Source organism: Pseudomonas cannabina (assembly GCF_900100365.1).
Classification (GTDB): domain Bacteria; phylum Pseudomonadota; class Gammaproteobacteria; order Pseudomonadales; family Pseudomonadaceae; genus Aquipseudomonas; species Aquipseudomonas cannabina.
The window spans coordinates 4,217,183-4,236,763 of the sequence record NZ_FNKU01000001.1 but is presented as its reverse complement, the minus strand read 5'-3'; the positions used below and the strand labels follow the sequence as shown (position 1 = coordinate 4,236,763).

The 19,581-nt window shown below is 59.7% G+C and carries 16 protein-coding genes; 6 read left to right on the top strand and 10 right to left on the bottom strand.

Features of this window, described 5'->3' with window-relative positions:
* Positions 1-5: 5 nt before the first annotated feature.
* From BLT55_RS20020 to BLT55_RS20010, 3 genes are all read right to left on the bottom strand, one after another.
* Positions 6-326 (bottom strand): DUF2388 domain-containing protein, encoded by a 321-nt coding sequence (locus BLT55_RS20020; protein ID WP_007248201.1) that lies wholly within the window; start codon positions 324-326, stop codon positions 6-8.
* 139 nt (positions 327-465) lie between these two features.
* Positions 466-2,250, bottom strand: coding sequence for a type IV pilus assembly ATPase TfpB (tfpB, locus tag BLT55_RS20015; RefSeq protein WP_055001734.1), 1,785 nt, complete (start codon positions 2,248-2,250; stop codon positions 466-468).
* Between the two features lie 410 nt (positions 2,251-2,660).
* Positions 2,661-4,028, bottom strand: a complete 1,368-nt coding sequence (locus tag BLT55_RS20010) for a CYTH domain-containing protein (protein ID WP_055001735.1) — start codon at positions 4,026-4,028, stop codon at positions 2,661-2,663.
* Positions 4,029-4,190: 162 nt separating this feature from the next.
* Here BLT55_RS20010 and argE point away from each other — a divergent pair, with 162 nt between their 5' ends.
* The gene (gene argE, locus BLT55_RS20005) at positions 4,191-5,339 is read left to right on the top strand and encodes an acetylornithine deacetylase (protein ID WP_055001736.1); all 1,149 of its coding nucleotides are present in this window, start codon (positions 4,191-4,193) and stop codon (positions 5,337-5,339) included.
* A 126-nt stretch (positions 5,340-5,465) separates the two neighbouring features.
* Positions 5,466-6,764, top strand: coding sequence for an amino-acid N-acetyltransferase (gene argA, locus BLT55_RS20000; RefSeq protein WP_055001737.1), 1,299 nt, complete (start codon positions 5,466-5,468; stop codon positions 6,762-6,764).
* 137 nt (positions 6,765-6,901) lie between these two features.
* Here the strand turns inward: argA and gshA are convergent, their stop codons facing one another.
* The 3 genes from gshA to BLT55_RS19985 all read right to left on the bottom strand — a co-directional run bounded on the left by gshA (position 6,902) and on the right by BLT55_RS19985 (position 11,441).
* A complete protein-coding gene (gene gshA, locus BLT55_RS19995) occupies positions 6,902-8,494 on the bottom strand; it encodes a glutamate--cysteine ligase (RefSeq protein ID WP_055001738.1) in 1,593 nt (530 codons plus the stop codon).
* Between the two features lie 242 nt (positions 8,495-8,736).
* The gene (locus BLT55_RS19990; RefSeq protein WP_055001739.1) at positions 8,737-9,120 is read right to left on the bottom strand and encodes a PaaI family thioesterase; all 384 of its coding nucleotides are present in this window, start codon (positions 9,118-9,120) and stop codon (positions 8,737-8,739) included.
* On the bottom strand, positions 9,120-11,441 hold the full coding sequence (locus BLT55_RS19985) for a Tex family protein (RefSeq protein WP_055001740.1): 2,322 nt from the start codon (positions 11,439-11,441) through the stop codon (positions 9,120-9,122). Before BLT55_RS19985 ends, BLT55_RS19990 begins: the two co-directional genes overlap by 1 nt.
* Before the next feature lie 269 nt (positions 11,442-11,710).
* Here BLT55_RS19985 and ompR point away from each other — a divergent pair, with 269 nt between their 5' ends.
* Together ompR and BLT55_RS19975 are read left to right on the top strand one after the other, a co-directional pair.
* Positions 11,711-12,451: an osmolarity response regulator transcription factor OmpR gene (gene ompR, locus BLT55_RS19980; RefSeq protein WP_007248192.1), complete on the top strand. Its 741-nt coding sequence runs from the start codon at positions 11,711-11,713 to the stop codon at positions 12,449-12,451.
* 163 nt (positions 12,452-12,614) lie between these two features.
* Positions 12,615-13,925, top strand: coding sequence for an ATP-binding protein (locus BLT55_RS19975; RefSeq protein WP_054080137.1), 1,311 nt, complete (start codon positions 12,615-12,617; stop codon positions 13,923-13,925).
* Between the two features lie 258 nt (positions 13,926-14,183).
* Here the strand turns inward: BLT55_RS19975 and BLT55_RS19970 are convergent, their stop codons facing one another.
* From BLT55_RS19970 to BLT55_RS19955, 4 genes are all read right to left on the bottom strand, one after another.
* The gene (locus BLT55_RS19970) at positions 14,184-14,651 is read right to left on the bottom strand and encodes an inhibitor of vertebrate lysozyme family protein (RefSeq protein ID WP_055001741.1); all 468 of its coding nucleotides are present in this window, start codon (positions 14,649-14,651) and stop codon (positions 14,184-14,186) included.
* Between the two features lie 2 nt (positions 14,652-14,653).
* Positions 14,654-14,818 carry a DUF1328 domain-containing protein gene (locus tag BLT55_RS19965; protein WP_003380232.1) on the bottom strand — a complete coding sequence of 55 codons (165 nt, stop codon included), beginning with the start codon at positions 14,816-14,818 and terminating at the stop codon, positions 14,654-14,656.
* A gap of 61 nt (positions 14,819-14,879) precedes the next feature.
* On the bottom strand, positions 14,880-15,167 hold the full coding sequence (locus BLT55_RS19960) for a hypothetical protein (RefSeq protein WP_055001742.1): 288 nt from the start codon (positions 15,165-15,167) through the stop codon (positions 14,880-14,882).
* A 226-nt stretch (positions 15,168-15,393) separates the two neighbouring features.
* On the bottom strand, positions 15,394-16,233 hold the full coding sequence (locus BLT55_RS19955) for a BON domain-containing protein (protein WP_007248188.1): 840 nt from the start codon (positions 16,231-16,233) through the stop codon (positions 15,394-15,396).
* A 197-nt stretch (positions 16,234-16,430) separates the two neighbouring features.
* On the opposite strand from BLT55_RS19955, the gene algB reads away from it, so the two are divergent.
* A complete protein-coding gene (gene algB, locus BLT55_RS19950; RefSeq protein ID WP_055001743.1) occupies positions 16,431-17,777 on the top strand; it encodes a sigma-54-dependent response regulator transcription factor AlgB in 1,347 nt (448 codons plus the stop codon).
* A gap of 10 nt (positions 17,778-17,787) precedes the next feature.
* Positions 17,788-19,575, top strand: coding sequence for a KinB sensor domain-containing domain (locus BLT55_RS19945; RefSeq protein ID WP_055001744.1), 1,788 nt, complete (start codon positions 17,788-17,790; stop codon positions 19,573-19,575).
* The last annotated feature ends 6 nt before the right edge of the window (positions 19,576-19,581 follow it).

Sequence of the window (19,581 nt, the reverse complement as noted above, 5' to 3'; positions counted from 1 at the left end):
GACACTTACTGGCTTTCTGCAACCAGGTTCTTGTCCAGGATGGCGTTGGCCAGTTCCATGTCGGTCGCTTTCAAACCAGGATTTTCTTTACGAACCTGCTGGATAGCGGCTTCCAGAAACGGGCCACGAATGTCGCCGTTGCTGGCAACGTAGCTGCCTGCATCATCCTGAGCAGCAACGATCAGCTTGTGATCCTTAAAGGTGAGATAACTCGAGCCAGTGGTGGCGCCCGAGGACAATACGTTACGCCAGAAGGTGTCAGCCATCGCTGAACCCATCGGGATGGAAAGCAAGGCTACGGTGGCGACAGCAAACTTGAGACGCATGGTGAGATACTCCGACTGTGGTTGTTCTGAGGGGTTGGATAGCTAAAGCCATGAACTAGTTCAATTAATGTGTACCACTTAGTTCACTTTAGCTGGCTCGCCATGACGTCAGGCTTCTGGAGCAGCGCTTCCAACCCTGTCAGCGCTGTTCGCTTTGCGGTGTCACCCGCAGTACTTCCTCAAGTGTAGTCAGCCCGGCCGAGACTTTTTGCGCGCCAGACAGACGCAAGCTGCGGGTGCCCTCCTTGAACGCCTGACGGCGCATGGCAGTCAGGTCCAGGTCTGCGGAGATCAGTGCCTTGATGTTGTCGGACATGACCATGATCTCGTAGACCCCGGCCCGGCCCCGATAACCGGTGTCGCGACATTCCACGCAGCCGACTGCCTGATGCGCGCCGGGCGGTACAGGCGCTTGCCAGGGGCGGGTCAGGGTTTGCCAGTCGGTTTCGTTCAGGTTGATCGGCGCCTTGCAGTGCGGGCACAGCGTGCGCACCAGGCGTTGCGCCATGACGCCGAGAATGGTCGCCTTGAGCAGGTAATGCGGCACGCCCAGTTCGAGCATGCGGCTAATGGCGCTGGGCGCGTCGTTGGTGTGCAGGGTCGACAGCACCAAGTGACCGGTCAGTGCGGCCTGAATCGCCATTTCGGCCGTCTCCAAGTCGCGAATTTCGCCGATCATGATGATATCCGGGTCTTGCCGCATCAGCGCGCGCACACCGGCAGCGAAGCTCAGATCGATGTTGTGCTGCACCTGCATCTGGTTGAAGGCCGGCTCGACCATTTCGATAGGGTCTTCGATGGTGCAGAGGTTGACCTCCGAGGTCGCCAGCTTCTTGAGGGTGGTGTACAGCGTGGTGGTCTTGCCCGAACCGGTCGGGCCGGTGACCAGAATGATGCCGTTGGGCTGGCGGGTCATGTCCTGCCAGCGCCGCAGGTCGTCACTGGAAAAACCCAACTGGTCGAAGTCCTTGAGCAGCACTTCGGGGTTGAAAATCCGCATCACCATCTTTTCGCCGAACGCCGTCGGTAAGGTCGACAGGCGCAGCTCCACTTCGCGGTTCTCAGGCGTAGTGGTCTTGACGCGGCCGTCCTGCGGCTTGCGCTTTTCAGCGACGTTCATCCGGCCCAGACTTTTCAGGCGGCTGACAATCGCCATGATCACTTGCGCCGGAAACTGATAGACGTTGTGCAGCACGCCGTCGATGCGAAAACGCACGGTGCCCTGTTCGCGGCGCGGCTCGATATGAATGTCGCTGGCACGTTGCTGGAACGCGTACTGGAACAGCCAGTCGACGATATTGACGATGTGCGCGTCGTTGGCGTCCGGTTCCTGATCGCTGGCACCGAGCTTGAGCAACTGTTCGAAGTTGCCCATGTTGCTCATTTTCTGTTCGGACGCGTTGGCACCGCTGACCGATTTCGCCAGCCGGAAAAACTCCATCGCCATGCGCTGGATGTCTGTCGGGTTGGCAACGACGCGTTTCACCTGCAGTTTGAGTACGTGGGCGAGGTCGGCTTCCCACGAGCGCACATATGGCTGGGCGCTGGCGATGGTCACCGACTCGCGGTCCACTGCCACGGCGAGAATCTTGTGCCGCTGGGCGAAGGCGTAGGACATCAATGGCGTGACGGCTGCCACGTTGATCTTCAGCGGGTCGATGCGCATGTACGGCTGGTCGCAGGCTTTCGCCAGCCAGGCGGTGAGGGTTTCCAGGTCGAGCTTTTTGCCGGGCCGCTTCAGGTCGTCAAACTGTAGAGAAGCGAGAAATTCGAGAGGGTGCAGCTGAATGTTCGCCGCACTGCGGCGCTGGACAAGCGCGATTTCCGAGTCGTCCTGGCCGAGAGAGCCTTCCGCGACCAGATCGCGCAACACATCGTTCAGATCGAGCCAGCGATCCTGTGAAGAGGGGGCCAGGGCTGCCATGCGCGCTCCTTGAGACTATTCATCATCAGACGATGAGCAAGAGTAGACGCCAAGCGTGACAGCGTTGCGCCTTCTGTGCGACCGGGAATTACTGTAGCAGCTAAATGGTTTCAGCCGGGAGGGGGGATGTGCCCCTGTGGGAGTGGACTTGTCCACGAAGGCTGATCATCAGGCACCAAATGGATCATTGAGGAAAGCCGTTCAGGCATAAATTCAGAAACACCATTTGTGCTGCCGTATATCAGGTTGTGGCGGGCCTGACGTCTTCGCGAACAAGCGAAGCGTCGCCCCGGTCCGGTCCCGCGCCCTGCCGACAGAAGCCTGAAAACCCAGTATTTTGGGCTTTCAGGATTTATGTATAACGACGAGCACGCAGCGTAGCCACGAGAATCATCGTGGTTCGAGGACTGTCACAAACGCAACAAAGTCTTCCACGCGCGGCTCTGGAACACGGTGATCGCTTGCTGAACGCGGGCGTCGAGGACTTCGTCGCTGATGTCCAGGTGAGCCAGTTCTTCCAGTTTGCGCAGTTCGCCGTACAGACGGTCCAGCTCCGGCAGGTCCAGCGCGCCACGTGCCCAGTGCAGCCAGGCCTGGATGCGCTCGATGCGCGGCAGTTGCTCGGCAAGGTCTTCCGGCTGCTGCTGATAACGGCTCAGTTGCAGTGAGGTCGCTTCTTCACCCAGCAGGCGCGGTAGCCAGCTGCTCAACAGCGCAGCGCCCTGGCGGTTGCCGCGGGTATTGCGCTCGGCGGTCCAGCTGCGGGCCAGCAACCAGCGCGAAGTGTTCAGCGAGAACTCGCCCCAGCGGGTGTCCTGCAACTCTTCCAGAAACTGCTCGTGCGCTGCGCCGCGTACATCGCCATCTTCCTGACCGGCCTGAACCAACGGGCGCCAGTCTTCCAGCAAGGCGTCCAGTGCGGTACGCAGTTGCGCCGACGAACTGCGCGGTGCGGCCTGACCCAGACTGCTGGTCAGTGCCCGCAGCTCAGCCAGCATCTCGACCCAGTCCTGCAGCAGTCGCCAGTGGCCATTGAAACGGTATTGCTCGGCCAGACGCTGGCTGCTGCCCAGCAGGTGCCAGGCCAACGCCGAGTAGGCGTCGTCCAGCGGCGTTTCTGAGTGCAGCGTCGGTGCAGGCAGGCTCAGCGCGTAGCTGCTGGCGTCGAGCAGGCGATAACCGCGCTCGGCCTTGCTGATGTCGCACGGCATCAACGGCAGGCTGGCGGCCAGTTCGGCAGCCAGTTCCAGCAGGGCGGCCGGATCACCTTCGCGCAGCTCCAGTTCCAGCTCGCATATTTCTTCCTTCTGCTTGCCTGCCACCACCTGGCCAAGGTCCAGCGCAGCTTCGATCACGACTTTGGTCTTGCCGCGACCCCAGGCAATTTCAGCTTTTTCACGGATGAAATCGGTGGTGAACAGCGGCTTGATGGTTTTCTTGTCCAGCTCGGCCAGTTGCTCTGGCCAGCAATCGCCTTCGAGTTTTTTCAGGTCCAGCTTGGCTTTGGTCAGGTCCCAGTTGTATTCGTTGCGCTCGGACAGGCCGGCCACGCTTTGCCCGCGGGTCTTCATGGTCTGGATGATCTGATCGCCGTCACGACGGATGCGCAGCGCCACCTTGGCCTGCGCCAGCTCACGCTCCGGGGTGTCGAAATACTGGTTCGACAGTTCCAGGCGCTCCCAGCCACTTTTGTTGCGCTTCTTGAGCAACAGGTGTTCGCGCAGTGCAGCGAGGGTCTCGCGGCTGACGCGGAGTTTGATTTCTGTTTCTTTTTGCATGGCCGGGGGAATCCAAACGCTGATACTGATAACGGGAGCGCAGCCCATGGATGAACGGCTGCTAAGGGCGGCAGTGTACAGGACATGGCCCGAAACGGTTTATTCCTGGGTGGCTATGGCCCTATAATGATCCCTGTTTTGTCTTGATTACAGGAAACGTCCATGCCGTTGCCGTCCATGAAAGACCAGTTTGCCGCCTTGATCGCTGCGCCCTCGGTGAGCTGCACTCAGCCTTCTCTGGACCAGACCAACCGGCCTGTCATCGACCTGCTGGCCGGATGGCTCGGTGACCTGGGTTTTGCCTGTGATATCCAGCAGGTTTCGCCCGGCAAGTTCAACCTGCTGGCGACGTTCGGCACGGGGCCCGGTGGCCTGGTGCTGGCGGGGCACAGCGACACTGTGCCGTTCGACGAAGCGCTGTGGAAAACCGACCCGCTGAAACTGACCGAAGTCGATGGTCGCTGGGTCGGGCTGGGCAGTTGTGACATGAAGGGTTTCTTTGCGCTGGTCATTGAGGCGGTGCGTGGTCTGCTCGATCAGCCGTTCAAGCAGCCGTTGCTGATCCTGGCGACCTGCGATGAAGAAAGCTCGATGGCCGGGGCACGTGCGCTGGCAGACGCCGGACGCCCGCTGGGCCGTGCGGCGGTGATTGGCGAGCCGACCGGGCTCAAGCCGATCCGCATGCACAAAGGCGTGATGATGGAGCGCATTCACATTCTCGGGCGCAGCGGTCATTCTTCGGATCCGAGCCTCGGGCACAGCGCGCTGGAAGCGATGCACGACGCGATCAGCGAACTCAAGGGCCTGCGCAACCAGTGGCAGCTGGAATACCGCAATCCGCAATTTACCGTACCGCAACTGACCCTCAACCTGGGCTGCATTCATGGCGGCGACAACCCGAACCGGATCTGCGGTCAGTGTTCGCTGGAGTTCGACCTGCGCCCGCTGCCGGGCATGGACCCGGACGTACTGCGTTCGGCGATCCGGCAGAAGCTGCAACCACTCGCCGAAAAGCATCAGGTGCAGATCGACTACGCGCCACTGTTCCCCGAGTGTGCGCCGTTCGAACAGGTGGCCGACGCGGAACTGGTGCGTGTGGCTGAACGGCTGACCGGTCATACGGCCGCAGCAGTAGCGTTCGGCACCGAAGCGCCTTATCTTCAGCGCCTTGGTTGTGAAACACTGGTGCTCGGCCCGGGTGATATCGCCTGCGCGCATCAGCCGGGGGAATACCTCGAAATGTCACGTCTGGACCCTACAGTGCGTCTGTTACGTCAGTTGATCGAGCACTACTGCCTGACGCCCCAGTGAGTCAGGTTCCACACATATTGAAGAAAAGGAGACTGCGCGTGTTGCCAAGCCTGTTCCGACGATAACCACCACACCGTTGTGCGTGCTTTTTCTTTTCGTCCATTTTATCTACAGGCTCTTGTTGTCATGCCCGAATACGTCAACTGGCTTCGCCATGCGTCTCCTTACATCAATGCCCACCGCGATTGCACCTTCGTCGTCATGCTCCCCGGCGACGGCGTAGAGCATCCCAACTTCGGCAATATCGTCCACGACCTGGTGCTGCTGCACAGCCTGGGCGTGCGTCTGGTACTGGTTCACGGTTCGCGTCCACAGATCGAAAGCCGTCTGGCCCAACGCGGGATTACGCCGCGTTATCACCGTGACTTGCGCATCACTGACACCGAAACCCTGGAATGCGTGATCGACGCCGTAGGCCAGTTGCGCATTGCCATCGAAGCGCGCCTGTCGATGGACATGGCGGCTTCGCCGATGCAGGGCTCACGCCTGCGGGTGACCAGCGGCAACGTGGTGACTGCACGGCCGATCGGGGTGCTCGAGGGCGTCGATTACCAGCACACCGGCGAGGTGCGTCGGGTCGACCGCAAGGGCATCAATCGCTTGCTGGATGAGCGTCATATCGTGCTGTTGTCGCCGCTGGGCTACTCACCGACCGGCGAGATTTTCAATCTGGCCTGTGAAGACGTCGCCACCCGCGCAGCCATCGATCTGGCGGCCGACAAGCTGCTGCTGTTCGGCGAGGAAACCGGTCTGCTGGACGAGCAGGGCCGACTGGTGCGTGAGTTGCGTCCGCAACAGGTGCCCGCGCATTTGCAGCGCCTGGGCGGCAACTATCAGGCGGAGTTGCTGGATGCGGCGGCCGAAGCCTGTCGCGGCGGTGTGGCACGCAGCCATATCGTCAGTTATGCCGAAGATGGCGCGCTGCTGACCGAACTGTTTACCCGCGACGGTGGCGGCACGCTGGTGGCGCAGGAGCAGTTTGAGCTGGTTCGTGAGGCGGCCATCGAGGACGTCGGTGGTTTGATGGACCTGATTACGCCGCTCGAAGAGCAGGGCATTCTGGTACGCCGTTCCCGTGAAGTGCTGGAACGTGAGATCACTCAATTCAGCGTGGTTGAGCGGGAAGGTTTGATCATCGCCTGTGCGGCGCTGTACCCGATTGCCGATTCGGAGGCGGGCGAGCTGGCGTGTCTGGCCGTCAACCCGGAATACCGTCACGGCGGACGCGGTGACGAACTGCTGGAGCGCATCGAAAACCGCGCCCGAGCGCTGGGCCTCAAAACCCTGTTCGTTCTTACTACGCGCACCGCACACTGGTTCCGCGAGCGCGGCTTCGAGCCCAGCAGCGTCGACCGCCTGCCGAGCGCCCGCGCGTCGCTGTACAACTTCCAGCGTAATTCGAAGATCTTCGAAAAAGCGATTTGAGGAGGGGACGCAGAGCACTCTTGGCTATATTTTGTGGGAGTGAGCTTGCTCACGAAGAGGCTGGTACAAGCCCCAGGAAAGGGGCGTTTGAACCGTCCCTTTCGTGAGCAAGCTCACTCCCACAGTAATTGCGCGGCTCAGTTACTGATCGACAGAATGCTCGCCTGGTACGACCCGACAAAGGTGTCAAAATCCACCACTTCTTCCGTGGCTTCCAGCTCGGCCTGTTCCTCGATGGAGGTTTTGGCCAGGGCTTCGAAGTGCGCCTGTTCTTCGGCGCTCAGCGGGTGGGTGCGGAAGTATTCGGCATGGACCTGGCTCTGGCGCAGGGAGAAAGCCGTAAAGCCCTCGTTATGCGCTTGCATACTGGCCAATACCTGAGCGGACGGGGTCAGGGAAGTGTCGTCGATCTTGGCTTGTTGCACGGCAATCGACTTGATGTGCTCATCAATCCCCTGCGCCTGATCGAGCAGCCGGGCAATCGGCGTGATTTTCTCCAGCAACTCGGTGGCCCAGGCCTTGAGCTCGACCGGGCTGTTGTCGCGCAGCAGGTTCAGGCCCGGACGGCGACCTTCCTTGACCACTGCGAGGAAGTTCGAGCTGGCGTTGGAACACTCGTGACCCGCCAGTTGCCGGCTTTCTTCAAGCGCGCAATACAGCACGAACGCGTCGATGAAGCGCGACTGCTCCAGGCTGATACCCGTCGGCAAGAACGGGTTGATGTCCAGGCAGCGCACTTCGACGTACTGCACCCCACGCGCCACCAGCGCCTGAATAGGACGTTCGCCGCTGTAAGTCACGCGTTTCGGGCGGATGTTGGAGTAGTACTCGTTTTCGATCTGCAACACATTGGTGTTGAGCTGAATCCATTCGCCGTTCCGGTCATGAGTACCGACCTCGACATAAGGCTGATACGGCGTGGCCACGGCCTTGCGCAGGCTGTCGGTGTAACTGACCAGATCGTTGTAGCACGGCGTCAGGTCGGCCTGGGCATCGCTTTGATAACCCAGATCGCTCATGCGCAGGCTGGTGGCATAAGGCAGGTACAACGTGTCGGCGTCGAAATGTTGCTCCAGCTGATGCTCACGGCCGCGCAGGAAACCGGCATCCAGCGCCGGTGATGCGCCGAACAGGTACATCAGCAGCCAGCTGTAGCGGCGGAAATTACGGATCAGCGCGATGTAGGAATGCGACTGATAGTCCCGCGCGTCACCGGCAAAGTCCTCGGTCTGCTTGAGCAGCGCCCAGGCGTCTTCCGGCAACGAGAAATTGTAGTGAATGCCGGCAATGCACTGCATGGTCTTGCCATAGCGCAGCGCCAGACCCTTGCGATAGACGTACTTGAGCTTGCCGATGTTCGACGTGCCGTAATACGCGATCGGGATGTGCTCTTCGTCAGGCAAAGGGCACGGCATCGACGGGCTCCAGAGCAGCTCGTTGTCCAGCTTGCTGTAGGCGAAGCGATGGATCTTGTCGAGGCTGTCGAGGGTGTCGGCCGGGTTCTTCAACGCTGGCGTGATGAACTCCAGCAGAGATTCGGAGTAATCGGTCGTGACTTGGCCGTTGGTCAGTGCGGCACCCAGAGCTTGTGGATGAGGCGTGCGGGCCAGTTCTGCCGTGGGGGTAACGCGCAGGCATTCACGCTCGATACCGTGCAGGCATTGCTCCAGCAAAGAGAGGTTGTTGCGCTCGCCGAGCAAGGCAAGACGACGGTTTAAAAGTTCGCTCAAGGTGTAATCCTTCACGCATCGGTCGCCCCGATATGGGGGTGGACTTGACGGTCTACAAGGGTGAAGAAAGGAACTGGCGTAGTCGCCTGGTTGGTCTGTAACGCCTGTTCACAATCACTGCTCTTCGTCGTACCACCCAAATGGACTCGGCACCACGCTAATGGTGCCGAAATTAACCCAAATGATGTAGATACGGCTAGGTACAGTTCGCAGTGATTGCGTTCATCAGCCTTTGACTGAGTCTAGAGGACCGCAAATGTGCCTTGGGCTTTTGCGACCAGCTTGTCGCCTTGAACCACCTCGGCCTCGACCACCAGCGTCCGGCGGCCCGCATGCAGCACCCTGGCGATGCACAGGACTTCGCCATCGGACACGCCACGCACGTAGTTGATCTTGCACTCGATGGTCACGCTGCGCTGGTCGAAACCATGAGAACTGGAACAGGCCAGCCCCATGGCGATATCGACCAGGCTGAAGATTGCCCCGCCGTGCATCACGTTGCCACGGTTGCGCAGATGCGCCTCCAGCGGCAACGCGACTTCGGCCACGCCTTCGTCCAGACGCCGCAGCTCGCAGCCGAGCATTTTGAAGTAAGCGCTGTGGGTCAGATCCTCGGGGAAGTCCATCAACGCTTCTTCAATTGCTTGGCGTTGGCGAACAATGAGGCCATGGCGTTGTTGGCCGGTGCCGGTGCAGAAGTTTCCTTGCGCGGCGCGCTGCTCTGCTGGCGCTGCGAAGAGCCGGGGCGAGCGCCACGGGCGCCGTCGATCTTCTCGCCGGGCGTGTCGCTCATGCGCATCGACAGGCCGACGCGTTTGCGCGGGATGTCGACTTCCATGACCTTCACTTTCACCACGTCGCCGGCCTTGACCGCTTCACGCGGGTCCTTGATGAACTTCTCGGACAGCGCGGAGATATGCACCAGGCCGTCCTGATGCACGCCGATATCGACGAACGCACCGAAGTTGGTGACGTTGGTGACGACGCCTTCGAGGATCATGCCCAGTTGCAGGTCCTTGAGGTCTTCGACGCCGTCCTGGAACTCGGCGGTCTTGAACTCCGGACGCGGGTCGCGGCCCGGTTTTTCCAGTTCTTGCAGAATGTCGGTCACGGTCGGCAGACCAAAGGTCTCGTCCGTGAACTTCTTCGGGTCCAGACGCTTGAGAAAGCTGGCATCGCCGATCAGCGAACGGATGTCGCGGTCGGTCTCCGCCGCAATCCGCTGCACCAGCGGGTAAGCTTCCGGGTGAACGGCCGACGAGTCCAGCGGGTTGTCACCGTTCATCACGCGTAGAAAGCCTGCGGCCTGTTCGAAGGTTTTTTCGCCCAGACGACTGACTTTCTTCAACGAGGCGCGGGTTTTGAAGGCGCCGTTTTCATCGCGATGCGCAACGATGTTCTGCGCCAGTGTGGTGTTGAGGCCGGAAATCCGTGCCAGCAGCGCCACCGACGCGGTATTCACGTCGACGCCCACGGCGTTTACACAGTCTTCAACCACTGCGTCCAGACCACGAGCCAGTTTCAGTTGCGAAACGTCATGCTGGTACTGACCGACACCAATGGATTTCGGGTCGATTTTCACCAGCTCGGCCAGCGGGTCCTGCAAGCGCCGGGCAATCGACACAGCGCCACGGATCGATACGTCCAGATCGGGGAATTCCTTGGCCGCCAGTTCCGAGGCCGAGTAAACCGATGCGCCGGCTTCCGACACCATGACCTTGGTCATTTTCAGGCCTGGATATTTTTTGATCAGATCGGCGGCCAGCTTGTCTGTTTCACGGCTGGCGGTGCCGTTGCCGATGGCGATCAGGTCGACCGAGTGTTTGGCGCACAGCGCAGCCAGCACGGCGATGGTCTGGTCCCACTGGTTTTTCGGCACATGCGGATAGACCGTCGCGTAGTCGAGCAGTTTGCCGGTGGCGTCTACCACGGCGACCTTGCAGCCGGTGCGCAAGCCCGGGTCGAGGCCCAGTGTTGCGCGCTGGCCAGCCGGGGCGGCGAGCAGCAGGTCGTGCAGGTTGTGGGCGAACACGTTGATCGCTTCGGTTTCCGCGCTCTCGCGCAACTCACCGAGCAGATCGGTTTCCAGATGGCTGTACAGCTTGACTTTCCAGGTCCAGCGCACCACTTCGGCCCGCCACTTGTCAGCAGGGCGGCTCTGGTTCTGGATGCCGAAGCGCTCGCCGATCATCAGCTCGCACGGGTGCATGGCGCCCGGCAGTTCTTCGCCGACTTTCAGCGCGCTGCTGAGGAAGCCTTCATTGCGACCACGGAAAATCGCCAGGGCGCGGTGCGACGGCATGCTCTTGAGCGGCTCGTCGTGTTCGAAATAGTCGCGGAACTTGGCGCCTTCCTCTTCTTTGCCCGGCACCACACGCGCACTGATCACCGCTTCCTGTTTGAGGAAACTGCGCAGTTTGTCGAGCAGGGCAGCGTCTTCGGCAAAGCGCTCCATCAGAATGTACTTGGCACCTTCCAGCGCGGCCTTCACGTCGGCCACGCCTTTTTCAGCGTCGACGAAGCGTGTAGCTTCGGTTTCCGGATTCAGGCCCGGGTCGCTGAACAGGCCATCGGCCAGTTCGCCGAGGCCTGCTTCAAGGGCGATCTGCCCCTTGGTGCGGCGTTTTTGCTTGTAGGGCAGGTACAAATCTTCAAGGCGGGTCTTGGTGTCGGCCAGATTGATATCGCGAGCGAGTTCCGGGGTCAGCTTGCCTTGCTCTTCGATGCTGGCAAGGATGCTGACGCGCCGGTCGTCCAGTTCGCGCAGGTAGCGCAGACGTTCTTCCAGATGGCGCAATTGCGTGTCATCGAGGCTGCCGGTCACTTCCTTGCGATAACGGGAAATGAAGGGCACGGTCGAGCCTTCATCCAGTAGTGCGACGGCCGCGGCGACCTGTTGTGGGCGTACGCCGAGTTCTTCGGCGATGCGGCTGTTGATGCTGTCCATAAGACCACCTGGAGTTGTGAGCAAAAAACTGGGGCTGTGTACGAAATTGCCTTGCCTGACTTCCGCCCTGCACGTCCGGCGTTGCCTGACTTTGAGGGCGGCGCATTATACCCGGCGAAGGCGAATTAGGGGATCGGCCGACAAACGTGGTCTTTTTTCCGTGCAACAGCATGCGCGAGTGCTGCCCCCAGTAAAATCTGCTAACAATGCACACGGTGCGCATCACCGCAGCTACGCCATAATGCGCCCCGAGATCAGAGGAGCATCCGATGAGCAGCACCGCACAAAATGCTGAAGGCGAAAAAATCCTGATTGTCGATGACGATCCGGGGTTGAGCAGTCTCCTTGAACGTTTTTTCACCAGCAAGGGCTACCGTGCCCGAGCGGTGGCGAACGTGGAGCAAATGGACCGATTGCTGGCCCGTGAGGTTTTCAACCTTGTGGTGCTGGATTTGATGCTGCCCGGGGAAGACGGTCTTTCCGCCTGCCGCCGGCTGCGTGCCGCGAACAATCAGGTACCGATCATCATGCTCACCGCCAAGGGTGATGAGCTGAGCCGTATCAAGGGTCTTGAACTGGGCGCCGATGACTATCTGGCCAAACCGTTCAACCCGGACGAGTTGATGGCGCGGGTCAAGGCGGTATTGCGTCGTCAGGCCGCGCCGGTGCCCGGTGCCCCTGGCAGTGAAGACGAGTCGGTAAGCTTCGGCGATTACGTGCTGTCGCTGGCGACCCGCGAGCTCAAGCGTGGCGACGAAGTGCACATGCTCACGACCGGCGAGTTTGCGGTACTCAAGGCGCTGGTAATGCACGCTCGCGAGCCGTTGACCCGTGACAAACTGATGAATCTGGCCCGTGGCCGGGAGTGGGATGCGCTGGAACGTTCCATCGACGTGCAGATTTCCCGTCTGCGTCGTCTGATTGAGCCCGATCCGTCCAAACCCCGTTACATCCAGACGGTCTGGGGCGTGGGCTATGTATTCGTTCCAGATGGTGCCGGAAATCGCTGACAACCGGGTTGTCAGCACCGAAATCCGTTATTCCTGCCAGTTACGTCGATAACCGTTCAACAGGTTATCGACGTTCTGGTTTTTTGCGTTCGTCCATCGGGTCTCGCCCGCGTTCGGCAAATTCGCGAGCCTGGCTCGCCTTGCAAAGTGTATGGCTGCTGTTATGAAGACTCCGCTCTGGTTTCCGCAAAGCTTTTTCTCGCGCACGCTCTGGCTGGTGCTCATCGTCGTGCTGTTTTCCAAGGCGCTGACGCTGGTCTATCTGCTGATGAACGAAGACGTGCTGGTCGACAGGCAGTACAGCCATGGCGTCGCGCTGACCTTGCGCGCTTACTGGGCGGCCGATGAAAACGATCGCGACGCGATTGCCGAGGCGGCCGGGCTGATTCGTGTCGTGGGTGGTGGCGTGCCGGAAGGTGAGCAGCACTGGCCGTACAGTGAGATTTATCAGCGCCAGATGCAGGCTGAACTGGGCGCCGACACCGAAGTGCGTCTGCGCGTGCATGCCCCGCCCGCGCTGTGGGTGCGCGCACCCAGCCTCGGCGATGGCTGGCTGAAAGTGCCACTTTATCCGCATCCATTGCGCGGCCAGAAAATCTGGAGCGTGCTGGGCTGGTTCCTGGCGATCGGTTTGCTGTCCACGGCGTCGGCCTGGATTTTCGTCCGCCAGCTGAATCAGCCACTCAAACGCCTGGTGTTCGCTGCCCGGCAACTGGGGCAGGGGCGCAGTGTGCGCCTGCCGGTCAGTGACACGCCCAGCGAGATGACTGAAGTCTATCGGGCCTTCAATCAGATGGCCGAGGATGTTGAACAGGCCGGTCAGGAGCGCGAACTAATGCTGGCGGGCGTTTCCCATGACTTGCGAACACCGCTGACCCGCTTGCGCCTGTCGCTGGAACTGATGAACGACAACGAGTTCTCCGAAGGCATGGTGCGCGACATCGAGGACATGGACGCCATTCTCGATCAGTTTCTGGCGTTCATTCGCGATGGTCGCGACGAAGAGATTGAAGAGGTCGATCTGGGCGACCTGGTGCGCGATGTCGTGGCGCCCTTCAACAACGATGAAGACAGCATCAGGCTGTGCCTGGAGCCCATTCCACCGTTTCCGTTGCGCAGGGTGTCGATGAAGCGTCTGCTGACCAATCTGATTGGCAATGCCCGGCATCATGCGGGTAATGGCATCGAAGTGGCCGCTTATGTGTCAGGCGATAGAAATGCGCCTTATGTCGTTCTCAGCGTATTGGACCGAGGCGCGGGCATTGATCCCTCGGAACTGGACACCATTTTCAACCCGTTCATACGCGGCGATCGCGCGCGTAGCGGCAAGGGCACCGGGCTCGGGTTGGCCATCGTCAAGCGAATCGCGGCCATGCATGGCGGCAATGTCGAATTGAGAAATCGTTCAGGGGGTGGTCTTGAAGCGCGAGTGCGTCTGCCTCTGGGGCTGATGCTGCCCAGAGATGCGATTTAATCTGAAGGGATAGCGAGGAGGATATGAAGCGCCGTGCAATGATCATCAAAAGGTTTCGACAGATCAAGATACCTTTTAATGACTATTGAACGGCAGCTTGCCTGACCCGGCCCGTTACGGAGGTACTCCCTGTACCCCTAGGTCACGCCGATCCTTTCGATCAACGCATCCCGGCCCCATGGTCATGCGCGCACCTTCCTCAGGTCGCGCAGATCAGGAAAGTGTCCGCTGCATGGAGCTGACAACTTCCTTGCTGGATCAATACCAGTTCGGGTCTTTGCGCAATTGCTCTTGCAACAGACCTTTCATGCCGTCGTCAGGCTTGCCCAGGAAGCGGTAAGTCGCGTGACGGGTGGGTGACTTGTCGGCAGGAAGACCGGCAGGCACTTCAACCAGCATGGCATAGGCATCTTCCTTATCGAGGCTGACAGCCACGATCAGGCGCTTGCTTTTGCACGTATCGGCGGTTTCGCAAAGCGGCCCCACCAGATACTTGTCACCGTCTTCGGTGACCGCCGTCATTTGCTGCTCAGAGGCACCGGACAGGTTAATCACCCAGTCCGGCAACCGCTCTTCCTTCTTGACGACTTTCGCCCAGGTTGTGCGGTACTCAGGGGCAGAACTCAAAAGCTCATTGACCCTGGACTGCCCATCGTTGGCGGCCATGGCCATGGCGCTGCCGCCCAACAACAGGGCGGTGGCCAGTGTGCGAAATGACGTGTGCATCTTTAGCCTCGACCACGACGACCGAAGAAGAACGACACAACGAACATCACCAGGAAGACGACGAACAGGATCTTGGCGATACCAGTAGCCGTACCCGCGATACCGCCAAAGCCCAATACTGCAGCGATAATGGCGATGATCAGAAACGTGATAGCCCAACTCAACATGGTGATACTCCTTTTTGATGCCGTTTTAATAATATGAGTGCTGCGTTTTTTTCAAAGCGGGTCAGAAAACCCATTTTTGCTGCGGCGCTACTTCATCCACAGAGACCAGACCATCGACAGGGCGAAGGCTCGGCGACGCTTCTTTGAGCACTGGTGCGCTGACGTCACGGTAAGAGACGCTGCTGCTGTGAAGGAATTGCTGTCTGGCTTGAGTGGCCTGGCGGGTTTGATCCCAGCGCTGGAACTGTTGAATGGCGATCAGAGTGACCAACAGGGCCAGCATCAGGAAAAGACCTTGCTGGATGTGCAGGGGAGAAATACGCAATTGTGCAATACGCTGGATGTTCATCTGCAAACTCCCCTGACCTGTAGTTTTGCGATCTGATGGGTCGCCATGTTCCGACCTCGATGCAGGAGATATTGCAGAGTACGTGCCAAGTCGTTACACGATATTAAACCCAATAAAATCAGAGGGTTATAAAGTTTTACAGGCGGGTCCTACCAGCAAGCTGCACGATTACACGTTTGTAATCGTGCGTTCTGCACGAAGCGTCCTGCGCCCGAGGCCAGAAGGCTCAGCCTGCGCTGCGTGCCATGACCTTCAGGGCATCGCCATTCACGCCTTTGACGCCGCGAATGTTTCGCGCGATTTCAATCGCCAGTTCCTTCTCAGCGAAGTTGGCAACGACGCCATTCAGGCTCACGACCCCGGCCTTGGTGTCTACCTTGATATTCAGTCCGTCCAGCGTGCGGCTATAGATCAGGCTGGCCTTCACCTTGCTGGTGATCCACGCGTCACTCATCTCTTCAGTTGGCGTCAGCGATTGTGGTTGCGCTTTGGCGGCTATCGAGTCGGCGGCGCTCAGGCTGATCAGGTTGTTGACGCTGACGACGCCATCGGTGTTGCTTGCCAGGCTTCCTGCCAATTCTTTCGCTTCCGGGCTTTGGGCGCGGCCCTTGAGCGTGATCACGCCATCCTTGCTGTCGACGTCGATGTTCAAGCCTTCGGTGACACTGCTCCACAGCAGTTTGGATTTCACCGTGGCGACCAGCGTGGCGTCGTCGAAACGCTGAGCCATGGCGGTGCGAGTGCCGGCGTCGCTGGCAACCGATGCATCGACCTGTAGCTGATTGTCGACTTTTTCGATGCCTTTGACGTCCAGCGCAATGCGTTCTGCCAATTCGCGATCCACTTCGCTTTCGACCTTGCCCTTCAGAATGGCAGTACCTTGCTCGACATCCACATCAATCTTGAACGGGCTTAGATGTTTGTTCAGCGCAAAGGCCGTCCAGATAGACCCTTCCTGTCGCGCTTCGGCAAGCTGGGTGGGCAGATCAGGCTGGGCGAGCACGGGGCCGCTGCCCAGCATTGCGGTGGCGGCAGTGATCAGCGCGATCTTTTTCAGTGAAAACATGTGAGCGTTCCTTTTGAAAATGAATGTTGTCTCCGAACAGACGGTTTAAACGGCATAAACAGGGGGCGATCAGGCCATTCGCCATTAAACGAACAGATAGCTACCACGAATGCCGCAGAATCAATCAGAATTGACCATGCAACTTGCCCGATGATTCCGAGACTAACTGAGACAATTCATTAAGGAGCGTAGGAAAAATGGAAGCAGCCACTGAGAATCAGGGCCGTATTCTGCTTGTGGACGATGAGTCCGCCATCCTCCGCACCTTCCGATACTGTTTGGAAGACGAAGGTTACAGCGTCGCCACTGCCAATAGCGCAGCGCAGGCGGACACGCTCATGCAACGCCAAGTATTTGATCTGTGCTTTCTGGACCTGCGTCTGGGTGAGGACAATGGCCTCGACGTGCTGGCGCAGATGCGTATCCAGGCGCCGTGGATGCGCGTGGTCATTGTGACCGCGCATTCGGCCGTCGATACCGCCGTCGATGCGATTCAGGCCGGCGCGGCCGACTATCTGGTAAAACCGTGCAGCCCTGATCAACTGCGTCTGGCCACCGCCAAGCAGCTGGAAGTTCGACAGCTTTCTGCCCGTCTCGAAGCACTGGAAGGCGAGGTTCGCAAGCCCAAGGATGGTCTGGATTCCCACAGCCCGTCGATGATGGCGATTCTGGAAACGGCCCGTCAGGTTGCAGTGACTGACGCCAACATTCTGATTCTGGGTGAGTCAGGGACGGGTAAAGGCGAGCTGGCCCGTGCGATTCACGGCTGGAGCAAGCGCGCCAAGAAGTCTTGCGTCACGATCAACTGCCCGTCGCTGACGGCCGAGTTGATGGAGAGCGAGCTGTTCGGTCACAGCCGTGGAGCCTTTACCGGCGCCAGTGAAAGCACCTTGGGACGTGTCAATCAGGCGGATGGTGGCACGCTGTTTCTCGACGAGATCGGCGATTTTCCACTGACGTTGCAGCCAAAGTTGCTGCGCTTCATCCAAGACAAGGAATACGAGCGTGTGGGCGATCCGGTCACTCGACGGGCCGATGTGCGTATTCTGGCGGCCACCAACCTCAATCTGGAGGACATGGTGCGCAGCGGGCGTTTCCGTGAGGACTTGCTGTACCGTCTGAACGTTATCACCCTACATTTGCCTGCCTTGCGTGAGCGCAGTGAAGACATCCTGACCCTGGCGGACCGCTTTCTGGCGCGTTTCGTCAAGGACTACGCCCGCCCGGCTCGCGGTTTCAGCGATGAAGCACGTGCCGCGCTGCTCAACTACCGCTGGCCCGGCAATATCCGCGAACTGCGTAACGTCATCGAACGCGCCAGTATTATCTGCCCGCAAGAGCGCGTGGAGGTCAACCACCTGGGCATGGCCGAGCAACCGGTTAACAATGCGCCGCGTGTCGGTGCCGCGTTGAGCCTGGACGAGCTGGAAAAAGCACACATCGGCGCAGTCCTGGCCACCAGCGAAACGCTCGATCAGGCCGCGAAAACACTGGGTATCGACGCTTCTACTCTTTACCGCAAACGTAAACAGTACAACCTGTGAATGACCTCGAATGAAACTGGCCATGAAGTTGCGCACTCGCCTTTTTCTGAGTATTTCGGCCCTTATCACGGTCGCTTTGCTCGGACTGCTGCTGGGACTCGTCAGCGTCATGCAGATGGCCCGTACTCAGGAATCGCTGATTCAGCACAACTTCGCGGTTCTCGACCTGGGTTTGAAGCTGCGCCAGAACCTCGGCGATCAGTTGGTACTGATGACGGGTTCGCAGCGCAATCAGGCTGAGCTGGATAAAACTCAGGCTCAGTTCAAAGAGCTGTTAGAGCAGGGCTCTGCGCAGGACGCCCAGCAGGATGTGCGGGTCGGCTTCGAAAAAACCAGGGGTGATTACCAGCGCTTCATTGACGACTGGAAGCTGTACGGGAACGACCCGCGTGGCATACGCGGCACGCCGCAATTGAGTGATAGCTTTGACACGCTGCGCAACGGGCTGCTGAGCGTGCATCGTACAGCGCTCGAAAATATCAGTAATGCCGAAATCAACTCCCGGGACCGCGCGCTGTGGATCGCTGGCTTGCTGGGGCTGGTCGGGCTGGCAGTGCTGTGCATCGGCTTCGTGACTGCGCACGGTATTGCGCGGCGTTTCGGTGCCCCGATCGAAGCGCTGGCCAAGGCAGCCGACCGAATAGGCGAGGGTGATTACGAGGTCACACTGCCGATTTCCTCGGCCGCCGAGATGAACCTGCTGACCCGACGCTTCGGCATCATGGCTGAGGCGTTGCGCCAGCATCAGGCGACCAATGTCGATGAGCTGCTGGCAGGGCAACAGCGGCTGCAAGCAGTCCTCGACAGCATCGACGACGGCCTGTTGATGATTGACCGGCAAGGGCATCTCGAACACTTGAATCCTGTGGCTCAGCGCCAACTCGGTTGGGATGAAAGCCGTCTGGGTCAGAGTCTGGGTGAAGCGCTGGGGCGTCCCGAACTGGATGAGCAGCTGCATCTGGTATTGCGCGGGGGCACACTGGAGCGCGCGCCGGAAGATTTGGCCATCGAAATAGACAGCGAGTCTCGCTTGTTGACCTACAGCATGACGCCGGTCAGTCATACCAAGGGGCATATTCTGGGGGCGGTGATGGTGCTGCATGACGTCACCGAGCAACGCGCGTTCGAGCGCGTGCGCAGTGAGTTCGTGCTGCGCGCCTCACACGAACTGCGCACGCCGGTCACCGGCATGCACATGGCCTTCGGCCTGTTGCAGGAGCGGCTGCACTTTGCGCCAGAGTCCCGCGAAGCCGATCTGCTGAATACCGTGACTGAAGAAATGCAGCGTCTGATGCAGCTCATCAACGACCTGCTGAACTTCTCGCGTTATCAGAACGGCCTGCAAAAGCTCAAGCTGGCGCCGTGCTCTGTCGAAGCGCTGCTGGAAGAAGCCAAGGCCCGGTTCGAAGAGCAAGCGCTGGAGCAGGACATTGTGCTGATGCTGGATGTGCAGGAGCCGATGCCACGTCTGCATGCCGACCAGTCCCAGTTGGAGCGGGTGCTCGACAACCTGCTCGACAACGCCTTGCGCCACACGCCACCGAAAGGGCTGATCCGCCTGCAAGCGCGGCGCCATGGCGAGCGGGCAATTATCAGCGTCGAGGACAATGGCGAGGGCATCGCTTACGGTCAGCAAGGGCGAATCTTCGAGCCCTTCGTTCAGGTCGGCCGCAAAAAAGGCGGCGCCGGGCTTGGGCTGGCGCTGTGCAAGGAGATCGTCCAGTTGCACGGCGGGCGCATGGGGGTTTACTCAAGGCCGGGGCAGGGCACGCAGTTTTATATGGCGTTGCCGCTTTGAGTTACG

Bases quoted from the DNA above. Each gene is read 5' to 3' on its own strand.
- BLT55_RS20020 (WP_007248201.1), bottom strand. From the start codon at position 326: ATGCGTCTCAAGTTTGCTGTCGCCACCGTAGCCTTGCTTTCCATCCCG.
- tfpB (WP_055001734.1), bottom strand. From the start codon at position 2,250: ATGGCAGCCCTGGCCCCCTCTTCACAGGATCGCTGGCTCGATCTGAAC.
- BLT55_RS20010 (WP_055001735.1), bottom strand. From the start codon at position 4,028: ATGCAAAAAGAAACAGAAATCAAACTCCGCGTCAGCCGCGAGACCCTC.
- argE (WP_055001736.1), top strand. From the start codon at position 4,191: ATGCCGTTGCCGTCCATGAAAGACCAGTTTGCCGCCTTGATCGCTGCG.
- argA (WP_055001737.1), top strand. From the start codon at position 5,466: ATGCCCGAATACGTCAACTGGCTTCGCCATGCGTCTCCTTACATCAAT.
- BLT55_RS19990 (WP_055001739.1), bottom strand. From the start codon at position 9,120: ATGGACTTCCCCGAGGATCTGACCCACAGCGCTTACTTCAAAATGCTC.
- BLT55_RS19985 (WP_055001740.1), bottom strand. From the start codon at position 11,441: ATGGACAGCATCAACAGCCGCATCGCCGAAGAACTCGGCGTACGCCCA.
- ompR (WP_007248192.1), top strand. From the start codon at position 11,711: ATGAGCAGCACCGCACAAAATGCTGAAGGCGAAAAAATCCTGATTGTC.
- BLT55_RS19975 (WP_054080137.1), top strand. From the start codon at position 12,615: ATGAAGACTCCGCTCTGGTTTCCGCAAAGCTTTTTCTCGCGCACGCTC.
- BLT55_RS19970 (WP_055001741.1), bottom strand. From the start codon at position 14,651: ATGCACACGTCATTTCGCACACTGGCCACCGCCCTGTTGTTGGGCGGC.
- BLT55_RS19965 (WP_003380232.1), bottom strand. From the start codon at position 14,818: ATGTTGAGTTGGGCTATCACGTTTCTGATCATCGCCATTATCGCTGCA.
- BLT55_RS19960 (WP_055001742.1), bottom strand. From the start codon at position 15,167: ATGAACATCCAGCGTATTGCACAATTGCGTATTTCTCCCCTGCACATC.
- BLT55_RS19955 (WP_007248188.1), bottom strand. From the start codon at position 16,233: ATGTTTTCACTGAAAAAGATCGCGCTGATCACTGCCGCCACCGCAATG.
- algB (WP_055001743.1), top strand. From the start codon at position 16,431: ATGGAAGCAGCCACTGAGAATCAGGGCCGTATTCTGCTTGTGGACGAT.
- BLT55_RS19945 (WP_055001744.1), top strand. From the start codon at position 17,788: ATGAAACTGGCCATGAAGTTGCGCACTCGCCTTTTTCTGAGTATTTCG.